Here is a 21,678-nt window from a genome sequence, read left to right on the forward strand (position 1 = left end):
AAAGAAATGAACACATCTGCAGCTACAACCCGCTTCTGTATGACCGAGACCGCGAAGAAAAAGCTCATCGCCGGATCGGCCGCAGCCGCCCTCGCGCTCGGCGTCATTGGGGGCGGAGCCTATGCCTCGTGGACCGCCTCTCAGGGCTTCGAGCAGGAAGTCACTATCGCTGAAGCCGTACAGATGGAGTACACCATCGACAATGGCGCTACGTGGGTGCCTTTCGATGGCACTACAGCATCCATCGGGCTTGGCTTCTCTGACGGATGGCTTGGGCTGACGCCCGGAGCCTCCGCATCGACAGGAATATACGACACCGAGGTGCTGCAGATTCGTCAAGTCAACCCTCTTGGCGATGGGATAGCTCCTATCGTCAAGCTCGCTTCCGCGACGCTCAATACAGAGGGTGACGTTTTTGAGGGCAGTACGCCTGCAGAAGCTTCCGTGGATTTGGGCGCGCTCGATCCTGACACCTCTGCTGCTCCTTTCTCACCGGGGATAGCAATGCCCGTTACTTTGGCAGTGAGCATTCCTGACAGCATGGATGACAGCTATGCCGGAAGCACCGGCAAAGTGATCCTGAATCTCGAAGTGGAGACGTACACAATCTAGGGTTTTCCTGAGCACCTGTAGGGGCCTAAGCATTCACCAACATGGATACTTAGGCCCCTACTTTTTTGCGGACTCTCGCGCTTTCTTTCTTCTCCTTCGCGCATCTTGTACTGAGATGCCGATCTTTATGGATAGCGCCGCGCCACTGTCACAGGCGACGGCATCAAAGAGAGAGGACACGACATGAAGATTTTCCTGAAAGCGATAGGAGGGCTGATCTACACCGCCATCATGGTGATGCTTGTGCTCGGGGCCCTGCTCACTGCACTGACACAATCCCACACCGTCGCACTTTTCAGCACGCAGTCAGCCTCAATGGAGCCTCGCTATCCCACAGGGGGGTTGACTCTCGCTGTCACAGTCGATCACGAAACGATCCGGGAAGGCGATGTCTTCTTCGCGCAGCAGAAAGGTAACGAACGCTTCGTCATGCACCGTGTTATCGCCGTCTCTGACACTGTGGCAAAGGGGGAGACGGTTTTTCTTTCTGAGGATGGCGGCGACACTTACACCCGCACCGTGATCGAGGAAGACACCCCTGCCGCAGAGCTGACCGGTGGAGCGGGACTCCTCTATGGCCCCACAGACATCGCGGTACGCATGCAAGGGGACGCGAACCCCACTGCTGACGGGGAGACGTACCTGATTCACTCACAAATATGGAAGCCGGTACTGCAGGTGAAAGGCGCAGGCTACGTCTTCGACCTCCTCACCTCTCCCACGACACTCCTTTGGGGTGGAGGCACCCTCATCATCTTCATGCTTGTGGTGCTGCTGATTCCTACTCGTAAGCCTGAGAGCTCTGCTGTGACGGATAGGGGCACTACTCTCAACCATGAGCCGACCGCACAGGAGGAGGGCAAGTAAGCCATGACAGTCGCCACCATCATCGCCTTCATCTTCGCTGCTGCCGTCGCCATCACAGCCCTCATCTTCAATGACCGTCTCCGCCAAATACCCGAGACGGTCGAGACTATCTTTCATGAGGCAGGGCACACCCTCATGGGTGTCGCTTTCATGCAATCGCTACCCCTCCGGACGACTTTCTTCAGTAAGGCCGAAGCCCAAGTAAGCAGCCTGACTTTCTCTGAAAGTCGGGGAGTCACCTACCTGATGCCCGCGTATGGTGGCTATCTTTTCCCGGTGCTCGTCGGGCCTGCACTTCTTCTCTTTTCGCTCACCCCTACGATTCAGGTGCCTTTCCTGCTGCTCGTCCTCATAGCGCTGTATGGACTCATGGCGGTCATGCTGCACTTCTTCTATGCAGTGAGAGTCATCATCACACTCGCCTTCCATATAGGTGTCGTCCTACTGCTCCTCGCACCACCCGAGTTGATGCAGAACCACGGCAGTGTCGCGGGCGTGCAGGCAGGCGCAGCCATCATAGGAGCCGTGTTCGTGTGCCTCGTCTTGGGGGCGTGGACGCACCTCTTCACGATTTGGCGGAAGGATTCTCTCAGGACTCTCGCTGTGCTGATCATCTCCGCCGCACTAATCGCCGCCCTCTTCCTCTTCCCGACCGCGACTGCTCCCGTGCTTTTCGGACTCGGCATATTTTTGACGCTCTCGGGATGGAAGACCATCTTCGTGCACAATCACCATGGGGGAGATTTCGGAATCATCGAAGAAGACCTTGGGGGCAGCTCACGCGGATGGTTTGTCCTCTTCTGTGCAGTAGCGCTGCCGATTTCTCTCGCTGCGACTGCACGCCTCCTGTGGGTGCTCGCCCTCACGTAGCAGCCTCACACGGCGACCGCCTACGCCTCTCTGACGCACTCCTTAGCGCCCTGCAGCTCATCCCTGCACGGGCGCTTTTTGGTGTCTGAAATCGGAATGTCTGATGGGTCTCATTCTGCCGATATTTGAGGGCGAGAGTTCATCACGAACTCACCCCATAAATACCGACAAAGGAGAAAATATGTCATCACTCACTACCACCGCTGCCGCCCTCATCGTCAGCACATCGCTCGCTCTTGGAGGTGTCATGCCTGCTGCGTTTGGTGGGCCGGCTCCCATGAGCTCTGCTCCTGCGAGCGCCCCTGTAGCCGCTCCTACCGCAGACGGAGAAGACCTCATCGTAGTCTCCTACATCCAAGAGCCATGGGTAGAGGAAGCGCCTGAGCAGGCGATTCTTCATCTGCCCGAGATTGAAGGCGTCATTTATGAACGAGTCTCAGGGAGCAACTCCAACGGGGCGAGTCTCATCAGTTACGACTTCTACGTAGAAGCTTCCGCAGCCCCCGGCTACATCCTCAACCCTGACCTCCTCGGCGATGGCGAGACGGCGGTGCCCTTCTACCTCTCGGGCTCGTACGAATCCGACTACTATCTCATCGAGATTGAAGAACCGGAAGTGCCCACCGCATACGGACCCTCGTGGGACGATGTCGTCTTTGGCCCGCAGGATGGATTCTCTTTCGAGGAAGTCTCCATGGATCAAGATTATGACTCCATGACCGGAGCCCCTATATACCGCTTCGAGGCTCTCGCAGTCGCTGCCCCCGGAAGCATGTTCTATGGGGGCATCAAAGAAAAGCCGTACGTCTTCTTCTTCTCTCCCGAGGTCATCAACGTCCACGAGCCTCTACTCGATTTCGATTTTGTGAATCTCGACCGCGAGACCGGAGCTGCAACCGTACGTGCAGTGATGACACTGACAAATGACAACAGGATCACATGGCTCGTACCCGGATGGGAAGAAATCGCGCCCAACATTTTTTCGCAGGAAAGGACTAAGGACTACCGCCTCGGCGGCTTCAGCTTTTCCGCTTCGATCCAAGCTGTTCATGACAAGTCTGTCTTCCTGTACGGAAATGATACGGCGATAGATATGGATGGCTACCTGCAGATGCCCCTGAACTTCTACGAGGCGTTCGTCTGCACCTTTGACGATGGGAGTATCGGGATGCCCGATGAGCAGGGTGGATGTACTCCACCTGTGACGACTGATCCTGAAGAGCCGACCACTGACCCCGACCCGGAGACTCCTGTCATTCCTGAGCCGGAAGACCCGGAGACTCCTGTAACGCCGGAGGACCCGGAGACTCCCGAAAAGCCGGAGCCTGAGGAGCCAAAGAAGTCAAAGAATCCCGGTGGACCGAGTATCGAGGATGGGACGCCCGGTAAGACGACAACTCGTACCTTCACCCCCGCTGAAGACACCCCCGCTGAAGACACTCCTGATGAGCTCACGCAGACCGGTAGCGAGGTCTCCCCGCTGCTTATCGGTGCCGCAGGCGTGATGCTGTTTGGTGGCGCTCTTGGGCTTGGTGGCGTGGCTGCTGCTCGTCGCCGTAACGCTGACGTCTAAGCGATCACCTAACTGCTTCGCCCCCCGGTCTCTCTTGAGCTCGGGGGCGAAGCTTTGTCCTCGATTACTGTGCACGAGCATGGGACAAATCTCTGCCGATAGAGGAGGGAGCCGAGAAAGCCTCAAATCGAGACTCCGGCACTGATGAGCCGTTAGGTATAGGGGAGAGTAAGCCTCATACCGAAGAGAACCCAATGACCACCAATACGAACCCCCAAGCCCCATCGCCGTCGCTAGAGCAAGTCCTTCAGCTTTACACGCTCTTCCCTGCCGAGTATCGCGCGCGATTCTTCGCTACCAACCGTCGCCACTTCGAGCAGACATGGAATAGCCGCACGGACTTCAGGAGCCAAGCATCACACAGGGCGGGCTCCATGGGGGACTTCTATAAGCAGCACCTGCCTTCATCCCCTGATGTCTTCGCAGAGATATATGCCTCCGTGAAGCTGCAGCACATCGCCTACTGCGCAACTGCTCTCGCGCCCCTGCTACCGCCCAACCCGCATCACAGTCCCCTCGCGACTGCCCACCTCATCACTATCCACATGCTTTGTGATCGCACTTTCGCAGGGTTCACAGATGAGACCGTGCTCCTCGACTTCGTAAATAGCCACTACGACGGTTATGCACGGGCGACCTTCATGACAGGTAAAGAGGATCGCGCTCTAGGGGTAGACATGCTGATTGAGAATCCTCTTCAGAAAAAGGATGGCGACTACTTCGTGCAGGTCAAACCGGCGTCATTCTTCAAGGGTGGAGGCGACAAGAATCCCCTCCTCACCCGCGACCGTCGGGCTCTTTTCAATAAGGTGACAGCCACAGAGAAGCGGACACAGACCACTGTTTATTGGTACGTCATCCCCGCCAACGGGGTCATAACGCCTCCGTCACCTCACCACCGCCTCCTCCTCACTACCGAAGAAGCATGGGATTTAGTACCCGCTCACCTTCGCTAAAAACTTTGGAAGTTTTTGAGCCACCAAAATGGTGCATCTATTTGAGACGCTCAAGGACAGATTGACCGATCTATGTATGTAGCTGCAGGAACTCGTCCTGCACATCACCGATTGGAAACAGAAAAAATGTGTCAGAAGAAACCGGGGCTCCGATGCCAAAATCATGCAAGTAAAGACCTCGCGAAAGCTACTAAAGCTCTCGCCGTCGCTCGTGAGAAAGAAAGTTCTTTCACCTCAAATGATGAGGAAGTGCCGCCCGCACTTCAGCGTCAGCTCTTTACTGCGACGGCAGTACTGCAGAAGCGCAGCATTCAGTATCACGAAGTGGCAGTATCGAAAGAGGCCACTGCAAAATCGACTCTCACTCTTTTTGAGCAGCAGGGCGGAGAAGAAACTGAAGCGGTGAAAGAAGCGCGCGAAATCATCTCGCTCGTGACCGACATCAAAACAAAAAATCCCTCCTACTACGGCTTCCTGAAAACTTCGGTTCGAGCGAAGAAAGCGCTCCCGCAGTTTCGCTCAAAGGGTGCTCTGCCGCCCTCAAATGATGCTCGTGTGGCTTTGATGAAGCTCCTCCGCGATCAAGCGCCTGCTGAGTATGGAGAGGCTGAGGCGGAGATTCTCGCGACCGCGCAGAAAGAACTCACTGAAGGCAAACCCATCGCCTCCTCCGTGTCGGAAGCATTCACAAAAGTTCAGGCCCGTCACCCTAACGCAGACAAAAATGAGGTCGGCATTCGTGCTCGTCTCGCGTCAGGTCAGCCCGTCATAGAAGAAGCAGATGAAGCTACAACAGCCGATGAAACTGCTCTCCGCCAACGCCTCGCAAAGCCGAAGCCCGTCATCAATAAGGAAGAGGAAGTGCATGACATGGAGAAAGAGGGCCGTGAAATGTTCGCTCGGCAGGCACAAGCGAAGCTTATGAGGGAAAGGCGTGAGCAGATCGAGCTCGCTGCGAGTGAGAGAGAAATGCAGCGCATCCGTGAAGGAAAGCCGAAGGGAGCCGAAGCCCCTGCAGCACCGCCGAAGCTTTCAGCGAAAAAGCCTCAGAAACTGCCAAGGATTACACCTCCTCGCCGCCGAAAGAAGTAAGTAGGCCGATACTTCACCCAACGCCCCCTCTCTCTCGCATACGGGTCTCGCGAAGAGTGGGGGCGTTTTTTGTCTCTAAGCATGCACACAATCGCGGGGACCGAAACGCCCTCCCTCTCTCCACGTTTGGTCCCTTGATTGAGTGCATTCCCGGAAAAGTCTCAAAACTGTACGCCGCGAACTATCGCGCTGTTAGCTATAAGTCATAACCCGCATCTCATACCGAGAGATGCCAAGAGAAAGAATCCCAACATGTTTACCGAAATCATCACCAACAAAATCTTCATCTTCATCGCCCTCGCGCTGATCCTCGTCGCATCCTTCATCTCGTGGGGAAGTGCGGGAGGCATTGAGACTCTGCTCGCCGATGCAGGTCTCGCTCAAAGCGCTTCCCCATCCTCTGATGGTGGTTTTGTGAGCTCGCTGCATAGTGCTTCACGCGAAGGCTAAGTCATCCCCGCTAAGTCGGAGTCTCAATATCGACTGCCGACCTCTCATCTGACCGATATGTAAATGCGACCCCTCACATCAACCGAGAGGGGTCGCATTTACATACTGAAAGAGAGAGAACCCGAAATGCCATACTTACCAATCCTCGTCGCCGTCGGCACCGTGATAGCCGTGGTGAGTCGCTTCATCTTCCAAGGCATCATCTTCGCCTTCAAGCGCTTCCCTATAGTGAGCACCTGCGTCGTCCTCGTGCTGCTCAGTCTGCCTGTCCTTAAGCAGCTCATCTCGAACGGGGGGCTTTGGGGCATCATCTTCGCGATCCTGATCACTGCAGGCAACGTCGCAACGATTCCTTATATCGCACACCTCATCCGCTCGCGGAAGCCGAAGCAGGATGAAGGCGTGAAGCAGGTCATCGCTGCGCTCTCCTCATCAAGCCACCTGAAGGACCTTTATGCTCCGGCTCGTGACTACACGGATGAAAACAAAATCGTTGATGAGAAGGCTCGCGCTCGTTCCGTCGAAGCTTTTATTGTTGAGGCGACGAAAAGAGACACCCTCATCCCGTCGTATGAAGTGACGTTCCGCATCCAAGAGGATCCCAAAGCCCTCGCGAAACAGATCACCAATATTCAGTACGACCTCGGCTTCGCTCGCATAAAAGAGGATGCCGGATTCATGGAGGGCGGCTTCTACAAAATGGTTATCACCCCAAGTATGGACTCCAACCCGATCTATGACTACTACTCAGCAGAAGAGTTCTACACCTCCTACCCGATGGAAAAAAGGTCATGGAATAACATCTGCGTCGGCATGAATGAAGAGCGTGAAGTCGCCACCATCGCTGTGTCCCATACGCTCGTAGCGGGAGCGTCAGGCTCCGGAAAAGGCTCATTCTTCCATGCCTACATAAATCACTTCACTCTCGCCCCCGAAGGTGAATACAGCTTCTTCGACCAAGGACTCGTGTCAATCTACGGCGCAGACCCGAAGAACGCCGAGCTCAAGGCGTACCACCACACTATCTTCCTTGAAACCGTCCGTAGCGGTGGCGAGGAGTGGAGGGTCGCCCATACGACCGAGCAGATCGCGGCCACCATCTCCGCTGTACACGACCGGATGGAGAAAAGGATCAAATACTCCGAAAATCGTGACTTCCAAATCAGCCCGTCTCAGCCTCTCGTTCTGCTGATGTTCGATGAGATTCAGGTCGGAGCAAAAGCCTTCAGCAAAGAAACCGCACAGCAGCTCGAAGATGTGGCGAGAAAGGGCAGAAGTCTTGGAATATACATAATCGCCTTTGTGCAGAGCTCCGTCAAAAGTGATTTCACCCTCAGGGATGCCTTCATGACGAAAGTTTCACTTCGCCAAGAGAAAGAAGCCGACGCCGGAACTTTGTTCGGAAAAGAGCAGGAAACGTTGAAAGCGGCCGACGTGCGCCCCCACAACATCCCCCTCGCTAACGTCAACAACGGCTATAAGTCTGCAGGCGTGGGATACATCTTCGTAGAGGAGAAGAACACCTTCGAGATGGTCCGAGCGTTCCACACAGACGACGACCTGCAGGAAAAGATTCGACTCATGTATACGCCGGAGGAGCTGCTGAATGTGAAGCCTCCGACTCTCCCTGAAGGCACCATCCTCTAACAGCCTGCCCTCGCCCCCTGTGCCCTCTCGACCAACATTCAGTCGAGAGGGCACAGTTGTTCCGACCGATACTCAAGATGAGGCTCAGATGTCGAGAGCCTCCAAAACAGGGTATTTGGCACAAACGTCCTCGGTCCCTGCCACACTTCTAAAACACAGATAGGAAACACACTATGACCACCAACATTTTTCGAGGCCGCGCAGTAGCCACCCTCACCGCTGCTGCCCTCGCCATCACAGCCCTAACTTCCTGCAGTACAGCAGCTGCCCCTAAGCCTTCCCCTAAGCCTGCTGTCGAGCAGCCTGCAGAGACTCCTACAGAGCTGACCGTTAAGAAGCCCACAGAGCCCGCCTCGGAGCCTGTGCAGGAGCGGATCGCCTTCCCTGAGGGGGAAAGCACTATGACTGTGCAGGGTGCTGAAATCACTTGTGAGCCTGACCCGGAGACGGGTGCAGCCACGTCGGTTCGTACTGTCCCGGTTCCTGAGGGCACCCCTAACGCAGTCGCTACTGACACCGGTGAGTGGTTCACCTACACATGCGCCTATCCCGTCTCTGACGAAGTCATGAAGCTTCTCGAAGCGGAAGGCAAGCTGTAAGCGCACTCCCGCTCTACTGTCCACCCGTCCATGTCTACACAACTCAATAGCTTTAAGCTGTCCCGTCTACAGGTGCCTCTCCTGTATGCGCTCCTAACTGCTGCCGCGTCAACGCTCGCTGTCTGCGTCCTGCTCTTCCTCCCTACCTCTGATGCTTACGCCATAGAGTGCGGAGCTGCCCCCTCCTGCAGCGTAAGCAGCACTGCCCCCACAAATAGCTACGTCGACTCTGACGGTAGTGAAATCGTGAGTAGTCCACCTCAGCCCGGTGGTGGCGTCATCGACCCCTCCATCGAAGCAGTCTTCATTCAATGCGGCTTCTACAGCGGCTTCGGTAAATCCGGGTATCCCGCCACCCCCTCCTCATGTGGTGCCATCCCGTACGCGAGCCTCTGCCCCGCGCTACCTGACCGGTCTGCTGTTGGATGGATTAACGTTTGGAAAAATGGTTGGACGATCATCCTCGGGGAGCCCACCTCGAAGCAGATCAGTAGCTACTGCGTCTACCCCACAGAGTCGGTAGAGCGCAGCCTCAAATCATCAGCGAAGATTTACACCGGCGCACAGGGCGATTTCAGGCAGTCCCGCAGCATCGCCACAGCATCACGACTTGGGGGCGGCACCCTCACTGATACGACCGGGTACGTCGATAGAGGCGCTGACCTGACACGGCCTAGCGATTTTGCAGGAGCATGGACGCCACGCTTCGACGCTTCGACGGGCACCACCGCAAATGGTGACCCTCTCTACGGATTTTATGGGCTCTCGTGGAAGATGGATTATCGGCTTTGCGAGACATGGGCTTACCAAGATTGGGTGAATGAACCCCCTTCCTATGACTGCTCACGAGCAGGCGCAGATACCTCACTCACCGGATACACATACGCCTGCGACACAACGCCACCCCTGCAAGAAGGACTGAGGGAAGGCGCACTCTTTGACCCTGCCGCCTGCACAAACGGGCAGTGGGAATGCTCGACAGAGAGCAAGATCAAAATCTCAGGGCAGACCGGCCCCCTCTCAGTCATGCGAAATGGTGAGCCACTCGCAGTGGGCTTCTCCCCACTCACCATCACAGGTGACGTCCTCAAAAAAGTGAGAGCCGAGCAGGTGAAAGTGACCCTCGCTGACGGCTCGACGCCCATCAATCCTCAAGTTTCTGACCCGAACTCGAAGCAGCAGTATTTTGATGCTTCATGGGCGTGGGGTGAATGGGTGAAAAAAGAGTCGAGTGACATTCGATTCCATTGGGCGTCCGAGAAAGAGCGGCCCTTCCACTTCAGCTCCCAATACCGCTTTACGGGCGACTTCAAGGTGAAAAAACAGGGCTCATTGAGCTCAGGAGTGCAGACCGTATGGGCGACCGATACGGCCTCCTGCGGCTCTTCCAAGTCGCCCAAGATCACCGTCCTGAGGGCGGTCTCTCGAAATGGGTGACCTAACGGGAGTGGATGTACCGATAGTGAAATGGAGACGTCTGCAATCCGTGCGCGTCTCCACTATCTATAAGGAGAATCACCATGACAAACCCAAGCCCAACAAGTCACTCTTTCACCCCTGCCGGAGTCCTCGCTTCCGTTAAGAGAATCCGCCTCGAAATCGAAGACTTCTTTGTGGAGCAGGGGCTCATCATCCGCAATCTTCAGGTGTGGTACAACAACGAATCTGCACGCAGGAGCTCCCCAAGCTTCGCGAATCGCGGTGAGCCCGTCGCCTACCTGCGCTTCGGCAACGCGGTATTAGAAGACCCCGCTACGCGTGAGGCTCAGCCCCTCGCGGTTGACGATCTTCGCGAAGCTCTCGCGCATGCTGTCGAGCAGCTGCCGGACATGCCACTCAGTGAAATCGTGACCTTCAATGCCGACACGATGACCGTGAAGATCGCGACCCGATCATTTTTTAATGAGGGTGAACTGCAGACTCGCCCGCCTCGAAAGAAAGTGGAGCCTGCCGTTGAGTAAATAGCCCGGCTGCACCGTCCCTAAGCCCCCATGTCCGCTCCCGACAGAAAAGGAGACCCCCACCGAGATACCCATGAAAGTCACCCGTCCCCATGCCCACCCCTACCTCTGTATCAACACCCCTACTCACGCCGACTGAACTTCACCGTTTCTATAACGCCCATAGCGGGTCAGTGCAGGGGCGGTGGTGCAATAGGGCCGGTCTCGGTGGTGGTGCGCAGTTAGTTAAAAGGATCACGACTACGGAGCGGAAGAGTTTCGGTGGGCTGTCACAGACGCAGTCATGCAGTCCTGTGACTTGTCCTCGGGGGCATGCTCGCGCAGCCTCAAATCATCAAGCCGAGCTGCAGCATGTGATGAGTGAACATTTTGCGGCAGGGGGTGGGGTGCTCTTCGGCACCTTCACGATTTCTTCCTCACCTGCATTCAGTCCGGTGGGATTTAGCTCACAAGAGATTGGTCTCCGGTCACTCAAGCAGTACAAAGAAATCAAGGCTTTATCAGCGAAGAAGGCGGATGAGAAAGCCATGATCCAAAAGCTGCGAGATGATTTTGAGCGTGTAGCTGAAGTCGATACATGGGCGAAAGGGTGGAAGATCGCCTCACAGCTTGAAGCGGTGAGGTATGCGCTGCAGCGCATGTTCGCAGGGAATGTTTGGTCCCGAGAATCGAAGCAGCTTGGCATCATCGGCAGGGCGACTTCTATCGAGGTGCTCCTCACTCCTGACGCGAACCCTGCTGTGGCCTACACGCGCGTTCAAGCTCATATCCACGTCCACTTCTTACTCTTCACAGAGAAGCCCCTCAAAGTACCCTCCGATGTCGCAACCTTGAAGCGATCCCTACATAGCCGATGGAAGCGCGCAGCTGAAATGCACGGCCACTCTTCACGGCTGACCCATCAACAGCTCGTCATAGCTGACCCTGTAGACACAGCAGCGATGAAGCTTTCGTCATACGTCACGAAAGGGTCTCTGCACGATAAACGTCCTGAGAGCGAGGAAGAGACTTCCCCTTCACGCTCGGTTTCGATGTTCGCGCCGTTGATCGAATCAGCAGAAGCGGAAGCTATAGGGATTGAGCCTCCGCGCGGTGCGGAAACGTTTTGGAAAAATCTTGAAGGGCTCCTGAGCGGCCTACATCTCTATCGACTCACGCCAAATCTTAAAAGGGCTTACGGCGTTGGTGAGCTACGGGCTGCGCGAAAAAAAGAAGCCTCGTCACGAATCGAATCTGTGGAGGTTCTCGCTGCCATCGACAAGAAAGAATGGGGCAAGTTTCAGCAGCAGTACCCGGACCTTGTCTCACTCATAAAGGAAGCAGCAGGAGGAGTAAACGCGGCAGAGCAGGTTTCAGAAATCCTTTCGACTCTAAACCTTCCACATCTCCTACTGCAGCGGCCTCAGAGCGGCCCTCTCTCGTCTCCTGCGGGCCTGTAACGCCCTTGAAGGTGCCGCTGAGGGGTGAAGTCTCCTGCGTGTGGAATAGCGGCTCAAACTCAAAGAATCTTCATTCTTAAAAGTTCATTCTTTAAGTTTCTCGAGAGGCGTGACTTTAGACACTTACTCGCCTAGTTCATCAAGGAGTTTCTCGAAGTCCTTCATCTTTCGCTCACTAGATCCGTTGACGATACGGAAAAGTGTTTCGAGTTTTTGATTGATCTCAATCGTTGACGGTTCGTTGAATGCAGATGAAGACTTGAAGTTTGCGAGAACATCGGGCTTAGGGCCGCCACGATTCCAAATAGTCAACTCATAGGGGGCGCGACCATAAACATCAGCAGAAAGCTCGTAACTGAACGAAGTTGTGACAGCGTAGAACTTTTTCGGTGCACCTAGTTGGCTCAATAGAGTCTGTCTGAATCCATCAAGACCTACTCCTCTTACGATTGGCTCTTCTCGCCAGACGAGCTTTCTTGTCTCGGTGGCCTTGATTGTGGCAGCTAGGAGACGCTCCCAGGAGTCATGATCTAGAGACATTACTTTTCCTTCTGATTCGCAATGGATTCAATGGACTTGTTTTGGAGAGTGATTCCGAGGGCGTTCACACGGGGTAGCAGAATGCGAATCTGTGCAACCGGTATCCCTACGAGGACCTGCAGTTGCACGTCGGGGGACTCAAATAGTTTTGAGCGCGCATCAGAGACGTTGTCAGCTAGGTTGTCCAACATTCTCTCAATCTCGGCGGTGTCCTCGTCTATCTCATTTAGAAGCGCTACTGCTTCATGGGCCCTGAAGCTAAACTGCGTGAGCTCTTCGCCAAGTGCATGCCGGTTGTCCGCAGCTGAAGCTGCGTCAACTCGGTTCAGCAAACTCTCAAACCCTGACAGGACTGTCAGCACTCGGTTCTTGATGAGTGATTTCCTCGTGTGGTCTAGCGCATTCTTCGCTGCTACAAAAGAACTCTGAGTTTTCGAGAGCTGCCAGATCGCGAATCCAAGGGCAGCTGCTCCGATAGCGAATGCCACCAAATCCAAGACACTTGGTGCTGCACTAAGGTCAAGCCACATCCAGTCGTTGATGTACACCCGCGTCCTTTCTTAAAACTGTGGGTGAGGTTTTAGGTTTTAGCCGTGATTCTGTAGAACTCGAAGGATTTACGAGTCGATCCTTAGCGTCGTCTTTTGCGCGGCTCAAGCTCCGCGAGGAAACCACCGGTCAGCTGCGAGTAACGGTGAAAAAGCTCCTCAAGTACTCGATCATCTGACGCATTGGACCTCAACCCTAGAGCTTTCAGCGTCGCCCGGTCGAGCTGCTTATGCGCATCCCGCAGGGCGCTAGGCATAGACGAGGGGTTGTAAAGGTCTGCGAGGGATGCCTCGGGGTAACGGTCGCGAGCTGCAACAACTGCTTGGGCTGCAGCTGAGATGGATTTCTCGATGCTTTCTTCTGCATGGGGGAAGGGAAAGTTGTTATATGTGATGGTGTTGGAAATCCGAGGGTCAGATTTGATCCGACCTGAGACTGCTTGAGCCCAAACATTAAATGGGCGAGACATTAGCCAACCAAACGTCAGCGGGGACCCGTCGGGAACAGCAGAAAGTGCGTTATTGATGATGACATCAGAGGTGAGGAGACCCATCGGGATGTACTCGCGGTTCTCAGACGTATGTAGCGGAATCGCGATGTAATCAACTAGCGGCTGCCTGATTTCTTGAAACTCGGAGGCGCGCTTAGCATCTTCAACGGTCTTAGCTTTGGTTGAAGCGAGTCGCATTTTTCGGACACCTTCAATGCGTTGGCGCAGCTCCGGAGACTTGTTGACGTCGGTCGGGTTCGCGTCAACGAGCCATAGGCAGTAACGTTCCGCGCCGTCGATGAGCTCCTGCGCTCCGACAATCCGGCGCAGGTACTTCGCGGCGAGTGGATCAGTGGCGCGGATTCTCTCGGCCTCGGCTGCAGAAATGTTGGAGAGATATTTCCCATCTGTGGGCTTACTTCCATAATCCATTTCTTGGACAAGGGGGTTCAACGGTTTGGTGCGGGCTCCGACGAGCACACTCTCCGCATCCAAGAGATATGCGTTGATGTTTTTGACCTTGGTGAGTTCCGGCTCGCCCTTTGGCGTTTCGTAAATCCACATTGACCGTGTAGCGGGTTTTGTGCGGGCGGAGAAACCAATAATCACCGCGTGGACTGATGCGACCTTACCGCCATCATTCCACCATGCGAATGAGCGATGGGCGAAGTCAATCCCAATCCCGAACCTATACAGTTCTCGCCACAACACAGGGGGCTGTTGGCCCTGCGTAAGCGAGTTGGTTGAAACGAAGCCCGCGACGGCATTCGTATTGTGGATCAGTTTCCCGGCTATATAGAACCATGAAGCGACATAGTCGAGACTCCCGACTCCGCTCGTTTTTCCCCATACGAGCTTTTGGTCATTCTTCTGATCATCATCAAGGTCGTGCGCGGCGACGAATGGCGGATTTCCCATGATGACGGTGTTGTCGTTGATTGGGCAGACATCTGCCCAATCAATACGCAGGCTGTTGTCACAAACAATCGTCGCGCTTTCTTTCAGCGGGAACCGGTTAATCGGCTCGCCAATAATCTCGGAGAGTGCGAGGTTGGCCTGACGATCAGCCAAGAACATCGCCACCGTCGCGATCTGCGACGACCACTCTTCATATTCAATCCCGTGAAACTGCGTGAGCTTGACTCGGACGCCGTACTCGCTAAGCCCTGAAAGGCCTACTTGTCCCTGCCCATGAGAGAGCTCCTGCAAACGGGCGATGATCTTTCGTTCGATGTCGCGTAGACGTAGGTACGCCACGATGAGGAAGTTTCCTGAACCACAGGCGGGGTCTAGGTAGTTACGGGTGCCGAGTTCGTCACGGAGAGCAGACAACTTCTTGGGGTCGTCCCATGCAGTGCGGGTTCGCTCCAAATAGTCATCTAGGAACAGAGGCCGAATGACCTTGAGGATGTTCGCTTCTGATGTGTAGTGCTCACCGAGTTGGTGCCTGTCTTCGCGACTCTTCACGGTTTGGAACATCGACCCGAAGATCGCGGGGGAAATGGACGACCAATCGTAGTAACAAGCATCGAGGAGGGCGTCCCGCATCTGCTTGTTGAAGTAGAAGATGGGGAGGGACTCTTGGAATAGTCCACCGTTGACGTGAGGGAAGAGCGAGAACTCAGGTGGCAGCGTTTGTGGTCGTCGCTCCTTCTCTCGGTCGAGGACGTCAAAGAGCTGATGAATCAGGCCGCCGAGGTCGGAGCCGCTCTCGTCGCTGTCCTCAACAATCTGCTGAAACGCTTTCGGGCGCACCCACATGTTGGTGTCATCACCGAACAAGAGGAAGAGCACACGTACAAGGAAAACGCTTAGGTCGTGCCCCTCATATCCCGCTTTCTCAAACTCTAAGTAGAGGGTCGCCATTTTCTCAACGGCCTTCTTGTCAGCGACCGTTTCATTGATGGTGGCCCGCTTGGAGTAGTCCTTGAAGACTGCGTTGATGCGGTCGAGATTCTTCGGTAGCTCCTCCAACGTGAACTCGATGGACTCGCCCCGCAGGACGTCAATGATTCGGAAGCGCGCGAAATCTGAAAGAACCACATACGGCGGCCTGAGCTTATGAGGGAGGGAGACTAGATACTGCCGCGCCTGTACCTCTGCCTTGTCGAGGTCTTTACCTGCAGATTTGTGTTCGATGAGGGCGATTCCGCCCCACAGCACGTCTATGAACTGCGTTTTCCCGGTCTCAACGTTCTTAACCGGGAACTCAAACTCGATACCTGCCACGAGCAGGTCAGAAACCCCAACTATCTCTGTGAAGAAGCGCGTCCAAAACGACTGTCCATACTGCTTCTCGTTCTTCACCGCTGCCCACTTGTCAGCGAACGTTTTGGCGGCGAGCCTCTGTTGAGCTACGTCAGTCGTCATAGAACTGAGCCTATCTAAACGCGCGAGTCTGCGAGGCGAGGCGGCTCATTCTTCAAGTTTGTCCGAGGCGCAAGAGATACTCCTCTCAACACCGAAACGGAGCACCTCTCATGACGAAAACCACTCTCGCCCCCATCACAAACATCGACGCAGTTCTGACGACTCTCGAATCAGCGTTGGCTCCGACCACTGTGAAGGCATACGCGCAGGAGATGAAGACTCTTGATGTGCACTTCGCATCGCGCGGATGGGCGCTCTACCCCCAAGAGGAGTCAGGTCAGCTCGATGCTGCACGTTTCACGCAGCAGGTACTCTCTTACCTGCAGGAGCGGAAGAGTGGGGGTGTCACTCTCAGCACCATCACGAAGACCCTCTCTGCGATCAAGCACGACGCATCAAGGAAGAATGCTCACGCGCTCGGGCTCCTCAACAGTGAGATTGTCGCGCAGTTTGTTTCGGGCCTCACGCGTACGCACCGCAGGAATGAAACACCGCAGAAGGCTGAAGCACTCACAGCTGAGCAGATCACCGCGCTGCACCGCCACTTGAAGCGGCAGGGGGCCGTGCGCGCTGTACGTGATCGCGCCCTCATCGCCATTGGGATCGCTGCAGCCCTGCGCTCATCCTCCATCGCGGAACTCAAGCTAAAAGACATTAGCTCGACCCGCACCTATGACGGAATCCTCCTGACCGTGCGATTCTCGAAGACCGATCAGGAAGCAGTAGGCGTATCTATCCCTGTCAAAGCCGCCCCGCAGGCTCTCGTTGACCCGGTTCGTGCCCTTAATGCTTGGCTGTCTCTGCTCGCTTCACAGGGCATCACGAAAGAAACTCACCCCGACTTTCCCGTCTTTCCCACCATGCGCGGTGAGCAGATCAAGCACACGGCGATCAAGCACCCCGCCATCACCATCACAAAGCTCGTACGTGACAGCTTGACCGCTGCAGGAATAACAACCGAGGTGGGCTCAGCTGCTTACAGCTCGCACTCACTTCGTGCGACCTTCATTACCCTCTCATCACAGCAGGGAATCAGTGCAGAAAACATCGCCCGCATCTCACAGCATTCATCCCTCGACATTCTCCGCTCCTACGACCGCACAAGCGTGGAGGCATTCGGTCAGGTCTCATACCTCACCGTGTGACCTCCGAAAATACAGCTCTGCCCCCTTCCGTCTCAAATGACAGAAGGGGGCAGAGCTGTTTGTAGGTAAGGGCCGTTAGAACTTGTAGGCTGCGAAGCCTTCCTCAGTGGCGATAACTCGGACCTGCTCCTCAAGGGCATTCCACTGAGTAGCTGCAGTGAAAGGCTTCAAGGAAGCAGCGGCAACGACCCCTTGAGTGAAGTTGGTGGGGTCCAAGTCGGCTTCATCACTGCCTGCAGTGCATGCACCGGTGAAATAGTTTCCGGTCCAATCCACGTTCGCTTCGGTGGGTTTGGACAACTTGGGGGCGCTGTATGAAGGCCCGGTTTGTCGGCAGGCGAATCGTTGATCTTCAGTGGGTGCAGTGAGCGATCCATCCTCGATATTGAGGAGGCGTGCGCCCTCGGCCACGTTGATTAGGTGCACGGCTGAGCCGGGTGTCTGCCATGCATCCTTGTTATATAGTTCGAGGCCCTCCACTTCGGTAGTCCAAGTGGTTTCGCCGGTCTTCGGGTCAAAGCCTGCGAGCGGCATGTCTGCCGGAATGTAGGAGTAGACGTGGTCCTTGACGTTGGCGGTCGTTTCTCCGAGACACATGACGCCCTCAAAGCAGGTGGCACCTTCAGCGGTCCAAAGAATCTCTCCGGTTTCAGCGTTCAGACCGGCAGAAGTTTCTGTACCTGCCGCGAAACCTTCTGCGTTGGGGATGCGGTTCCCACCACCAATGACAACGATGTTCTCATCCTCATACCATTCAGCACCGGTCGCGAATCCTTCATAGCCTTCCCACTCCGAGGTGCGCTTAGGTTCGGCGATTCCAAGCTCAGAGAGCGGAACGCTCCAAAGCACTTCGCCCTCACTCATTCGAGCAACAGCAGGAGTCCCACCCCCTGCTTCACCCATAAAGATTCCACCCTCATACGCTCTATCTGCAAAGTTGAACTCAGGTGCGGCGGTTCTTTGGGGATCGTCAATCGGATTTCCTTGGCTATCAATCGCCATCTTGTTAAAATCCCCACCATTGTGTATGCCGGAAGTGCAGTACACGTTCTCGATGATGCATGCTACGAGGGGGGCACCAAAGACTACTTGTTCAGTCTTATCCGCGACAACGCTACCGGTCTGCACATCAATGATTTGATAGGGGTGCCGCCACCTTGTCCCCTGTCCGTCAGGGAGGTCCTCATTGACGGGCGTAAGAATGTTCACTGCAACTACTGAACCGTCCTCAGCCTCAATCAGTCGAGGGTTGATTTCGGCCTCCGGTTTAACGGAGCCGGTAACCCCTGCATGTGCCCACTTCTCTTCACCGGTCAGTAGGTCATATCCCACAAGGGTGAGGCTGCCATCTCGAAAGATGTGACTGACTACTGTCTCGCCCACAATGATCGGGCCTCTTCCAACGCTTTGAGCGTCTGCAGTCCACAGTGGCTCAGGGGCAGCAGTGCTCAGCATCTCCGTCGTGACTTCAGCGTCACTCGGTGTTGTCACTTTAGAGGCAAGCTCTGTGACTGCAGAGCATCCTGTCGTCAAGAGTGCGGCTGCTATGAGCAGTGAAGCTCCGGCAGTTAGTCGAGCTTTAGAAATCATTGAGTTCCTTATGTGGAAGTAGGAGGGACACTAAGAAGAGTACCTGTGTCGGTGACGGGTGTGGCGTAACGCTCTTCGTGATCCAAAAAATGAATGCTCTCACCCGTACGTCACCCTTCAGGTGAGAGTCGTTCTCCATTAACCCCGATTCCGTACTAGCGTGAAAGCATGACACTCGACCGGCTCATTCCTGCCGCCCGTACAGGCACCCTCACCGCAGAGCTCCTTGATGCGGCCCTGTCCGAGAGGACTCAGTCCTACATTGATACCCGGATGGAAGACCTCGATCTAGCTTTCCACGAAGCCGGTGAGGAGCCGCCTCCCCACAGTGGGATGCAATGTGGTCGCTGCGCCGATGAGGTGAACGAGCTTTGGGAGGGGCTGAAGGAGATTTACATGGACGGTGACATTGAGTACACCGACGATGACCTCGACACCATCACCGACTTTTGGGCCGGTACGGTCGCCGATAACTGTCCGGCCCTACCCGAAGGGCTCATTCCCGGAGGTGGCTACCTGCGAAGAGCGGGACTGTAAACACTCGACCAAAACAGTCCAAATAGGCCCCGAAAATGGGGTGGATTGAGTCCCTGTGGGAATATGTGATCAGGCATTATGACGGGGTTCGCAAGCCATACTGCTGTATCTGCAACAGTATTTGCGACTGTATTTCTGAAAATCAGACCCACCTGTAGGCTCAAAAATGGCATGAAATCAACGCCAAATGGGGTGGCGGGTTGAAGAAAACTATCCTCCGCAGTAAATGAGCCTCCCGCTCGAGTGTTTTCGCTTGAGCGGGAGGCTCATTGTGTTGGAGCCGTCATGAGCTGCTCTGGTACCGTCGCTTAGAGAGTGCCTAGGTTATACCTGTCATTTATGGGGTGCTCTCACATTGTTTGAAGAGCTTAAGGACCCAGATATGACCGATGCAACCCCGCAGAAGCCTGCTGCCAACTGGTACCCCGATCCGAGTGGGAGCGGTCAGCTTCGTTTCTGGGATGGCGAGCAGTGGACCCAGGACTTGCGTCCACAGGAGCAGAGCACCGCACTTCCTGGTGACACGGTGAACCTTGACACCAGCAACCACAGCGCAGGCTTTGCCGGGATGCAGGCCGGAGGTCAGGCCACCGGTCAGGTCCCCGGCGAGGCGGCAGGCCAGCAGCTGCCCCACCAGCAGTATGCTCACTCGGCCCAGGCCGGCTTCTTTCGCAGCCTGTTCGATCTGAGCTTTGCCGCTGAGCGCTCGGTCACCACGAGCTTTGTGAAGGTCATTTATGTACTCGGCATCGCCCTATCGGTGTTGGGCTGGCTAGGCGCCGCGCTGTTCTTCTTCATCTTGGGTGGCATCGAGAACGCAGCGTACTCGGCGTTCGGAGGTGACGGCGGCAGCATCTTCATGATCTGGGGCGTGCTCGTCCTGATCTTTGGCTGGATCCCTGCGGTTCTCAATGTCATCTTCTTGCGCATCGGGCTCGAGTTCGTGACGGCTCAGATTCGCACCTCGCAGCACACCGCTGAGCTCGTGCGACTGGCTCGCGCCGCCTGACTCGCGGCAGCCGATTAATCCGGCCGACGATTTCCGTTCACCACAGGGTCTGAACGCGAAACCGTCGGCCGGATTTCTTATTGCGCTGGGGTGACCAGCGTCGCGAGCCGTTCGACGGCGGTGCGCAGCACGGACTCGTCCTTCACAAACGTAAACCGTACCCAATTGCGCAGCGCGTGCGCGGTCACCGAACCCTCGCGGCAGAACGCAGACACCGGCACGCACGCAACCCCTACTGCGACGGGGAGGGCCCGGGCGAAGGCGGCTCCATCGGTGATGGTCGTGCCGGCGAGCGCTGCGACCGCGTCGAACAGCGGCGACGCATCGGCGCACACGAAGTACGTGCCACCGGGCCGCACCGGATCGAGGCCCGCGGCTCGCAGCCCGTCGAGGAGCAGCTCCATGCGCGCCGCGAGGCCCGCGCGCAGCTCAGCAATGTCACCCTCGCCCTCGGTGAGCGCCCGCGCGATGGCCGGCTGAAACGGAGCCCCGCCCGAATAGGTCAAGAACTGCTTGACGGTCGCCACAGCGTCGACCAGGTATGCGGGCCCGGTGACCCAGCCAATCTTCCAGCCGGTGAGTGAGAACGTCTTGCCCGCCGATGAAATCGTGAGGGTGCGTTCGGCCATGCCCGGCAGTGTGGCCATCGGGGTGTGGGCCGGGCCAAACGTGAGGTGCTCGTACACCTCGTCTGTGATGATGACGGCGTTGACTCGCGTTGCCGCGGCCGCAATCGCCGCCAGCTCGGAGCCCGTCAGCACGGTGCCTGTTGGGTTGTGCGGCGAATTCACGAGTATCAGACGGGTGCGCGGCCCTATCGCGTGGTCGAGCGCGGCGAGGTCGACCTCAAACCCCGATCCGGAGCCCGCAGCAGGTACGAGCGGCACCGTGACGTGCGTCGCGCCCGCAAGCGCGATCGCGGCGGCGTGCGAATCGTAGAACGGTTCGAGCGTCACGACCTCGTCGCCCGGGCCCGCGAGCGCGGTGATCGCGGCTGCCAGCGCCTCGGTTGCGCCAGCTGTCACGAGGACCTCGGTCTCGGGGTCAAGCGTGAGCCCGTAGTGCTGGGCCTGGTGCGCCGCGATGGCGCGCCGCAACTCTTGGGTGCCGCGGCCGGGCGGGTACTGGTTCTGTCCGCTCCGGATCGCCTCGACCGCGGCCTCACGCACCCATTCGGGGCCGTCGGCGTCGGGGAAGCCCTGGCCGAGGTTCGCCGCGCCCGTGCGGGTCGCGAGGGCCGTCATCTCGGCGAAGATCGTGGGCGCCGGCTCACCGTTCGCCCCCAGGAGTCCGGTCGCCGCTGCTACGTCTCGCCATCGCTCATTCACCCTCTCAGCTTAGGTGGAGGTGGTGAGGGGAGTAGGGGGCCAGTTGACTAGCCC

The 21,678-nt window shown here is 56.3% G+C and carries 20 protein-coding genes; 15 read left to right on the forward strand and 5 right to left on the reverse strand.

All coding sequences use genetic code 11. From position 1 onward, the window contains the following. Positions 1-6 precede the first annotated feature (6 nt). From C795_RS0106715 to C795_RS0106770, 12 genes are all read left to right on the forward strand, one after another. Positions 7-612 (forward strand): SipW-dependent-type signal peptide-containing protein, encoded by a 606-nt coding sequence (locus tag C795_RS0106715; RefSeq protein ID WP_017792987.1) that lies wholly within the window; start codon positions 7-9, stop codon positions 610-612. A 183-nt stretch (positions 613-795) separates the two neighbouring features. Continuing rightward, positions 796-1,479 (forward strand): S24/S26 family peptidase, encoded by a 684-nt coding sequence (locus C795_RS0106720; protein ID WP_017792988.1) that lies wholly within the window; start codon positions 796-798, stop codon positions 1,477-1,479. 3 nt (positions 1,480-1,482) lie between these two features. Continuing rightward, positions 1,483-2,349, forward strand: a complete 867-nt coding sequence (locus C795_RS0106725) for a M50 family metallopeptidase (protein ID WP_017792989.1) — start codon at positions 1,483-1,485, stop codon at positions 2,347-2,349. Between the two features lie 181 nt (positions 2,350-2,530). Then, the gene (locus tag C795_RS16565; protein WP_017792990.1) at positions 2,531-3,922 is read left to right on the forward strand and encodes a hypothetical protein; all 1,392 of its coding nucleotides are present in this window, start codon (positions 2,531-2,533) and stop codon (positions 3,920-3,922) included. A 194-nt stretch (positions 3,923-4,116) separates the two neighbouring features. Continuing rightward, on the forward strand, positions 4,117-4,878 hold the full coding sequence (locus tag C795_RS0106735; protein WP_017792991.1) for a hypothetical protein: 762 nt from the start codon (positions 4,117-4,119) through the stop codon (positions 4,876-4,878). Positions 4,879-4,950: 72 nt separating this feature from the next. Continuing rightward, positions 4,951-5,970 carry a hypothetical protein gene (locus tag C795_RS0106740; protein WP_157486990.1) on the forward strand — a complete coding sequence of 340 codons (1,020 nt, stop codon included), beginning with the start codon at positions 4,951-4,953 and terminating at the stop codon, positions 5,968-5,970. 252 nt (positions 5,971-6,222) lie between these two features. After that, complete coding sequence (locus C795_RS0106745; protein ID WP_017792993.1) at positions 6,223-6,420, forward strand: hypothetical protein; 198 nt, start codon at positions 6,223-6,225, stop codon at positions 6,418-6,420. 63 nt (positions 6,421-6,483) lie between these two features. Further along, the gene (locus C795_RS0106750) at positions 6,484-8,067 is read left to right on the forward strand and encodes a P-loop NTPase family protein (RefSeq protein ID WP_157486991.1); all 1,584 of its coding nucleotides are present in this window, start codon (positions 6,484-6,486) and stop codon (positions 8,065-8,067) included. Positions 8,068-8,240: 173 nt separating this feature from the next. Then, positions 8,241-8,666, forward strand: a complete 426-nt coding sequence (locus C795_RS0106755) for a hypothetical protein (protein WP_017792995.1) — start codon at positions 8,241-8,243, stop codon at positions 8,664-8,666. Between the two features lie 246 nt (positions 8,667-8,912). Then, a complete protein-coding gene (locus tag C795_RS17175) occupies positions 8,913-10,103 on the forward strand; it encodes a hypothetical protein (protein WP_157486992.1) in 1,191 nt (396 codons plus the stop codon). 83 nt (positions 10,104-10,186) lie between these two features. After that, the gene (locus C795_RS0106765) at positions 10,187-10,627 is read left to right on the forward strand and encodes a hypothetical protein (RefSeq protein WP_157486993.1); all 441 of its coding nucleotides are present in this window, start codon (positions 10,187-10,189) and stop codon (positions 10,625-10,627) included. Between the two features lie 356 nt (positions 10,628-10,983). Continuing rightward, positions 10,984-12,066, forward strand: a complete 1,083-nt coding sequence (locus tag C795_RS0106770) for a hypothetical protein (RefSeq protein ID WP_157486994.1) — start codon at positions 10,984-10,986, stop codon at positions 12,064-12,066. 123 nt (positions 12,067-12,189) lie between these two features. Here the strand turns inward: C795_RS0106770 and C795_RS0106775 are convergent, their stop codons facing one another. From C795_RS0106775 to C795_RS0106785, 3 genes are all read right to left on the reverse strand, one after another. Next, on the reverse strand, positions 12,190-12,606 hold the full coding sequence (locus tag C795_RS0106775) for a hypothetical protein (protein WP_017792999.1): 417 nt from the start codon (positions 12,604-12,606) through the stop codon (positions 12,190-12,192). Next, complete coding sequence (locus C795_RS0106780) at positions 12,606-13,154, reverse strand: hypothetical protein (RefSeq protein ID WP_017793000.1); 549 nt, start codon at positions 13,152-13,154, stop codon at positions 12,606-12,608. Before C795_RS0106780 ends, C795_RS0106775 begins: the two co-directional genes overlap by 1 nt. 83 nt (positions 13,155-13,237) lie before the next feature. Next, entirely contained in the window at positions 13,238-16,015 is a 2,778-nt protein-coding gene (locus C795_RS0106785) for a class I SAM-dependent DNA methyltransferase (protein WP_017793001.1), read from the reverse strand. A gap of 110 nt (positions 16,016-16,125) precedes the next feature. On the opposite strand from C795_RS0106785, the gene C795_RS0106790 reads away from it, so the two are divergent. After that, entirely contained in the window at positions 16,126-17,160 is a 1,035-nt protein-coding gene (locus C795_RS0106790) for a tyrosine-type recombinase/integrase (protein ID WP_017793002.1), read from the forward strand. A gap of 75 nt (positions 17,161-17,235) precedes the next feature. Here the strand turns inward: C795_RS0106790 and C795_RS17180 are convergent, their stop codons facing one another. Continuing rightward, positions 17,236-18,750: an outer membrane protein assembly factor BamB family protein gene (locus C795_RS17180; RefSeq protein ID WP_157486995.1), complete on the reverse strand. Its 1,515-nt coding sequence runs from the start codon at positions 18,748-18,750 to the stop codon at positions 17,236-17,238. Between the two features lie 168 nt (positions 18,751-18,918). Here C795_RS17180 and C795_RS0106800 point away from each other — a divergent pair, with 168 nt between their 5' ends. Both C795_RS0106800 and C795_RS0106805 read left to right on the forward strand, forming a co-directional pair. Further along, positions 18,919-19,287 (forward strand): hypothetical protein, encoded by a 369-nt coding sequence (locus C795_RS0106800; protein WP_017793004.1) that lies wholly within the window; start codon positions 18,919-18,921, stop codon positions 19,285-19,287. Between the two features lie 382 nt (positions 19,288-19,669). Further along, positions 19,670-20,296, forward strand: coding sequence for a DUF4282 domain-containing protein (locus C795_RS0106805; protein ID WP_017793005.1), 627 nt, complete (start codon positions 19,670-19,672; stop codon positions 20,294-20,296). A 77-nt stretch (positions 20,297-20,373) separates the two neighbouring features. Here the strand turns inward: C795_RS0106805 and C795_RS0106810 are convergent, their stop codons facing one another. Then, a complete protein-coding gene (locus tag C795_RS0106810; protein ID WP_017793006.1) occupies positions 20,374-21,624 on the reverse strand; it encodes an aminotransferase class I/II-fold pyridoxal phosphate-dependent enzyme in 1,251 nt (416 codons plus the stop codon). Positions 21,625-21,678 lie beyond the last annotated feature (54 nt).

Source organism: Leucobacter salsicius M1-8, assembly GCF_000350525.1.
Lineage (GTDB): Bacteria > Actinomycetota > Actinomycetes > Actinomycetales > Microbacteriaceae > Leucobacter > Leucobacter salsicius.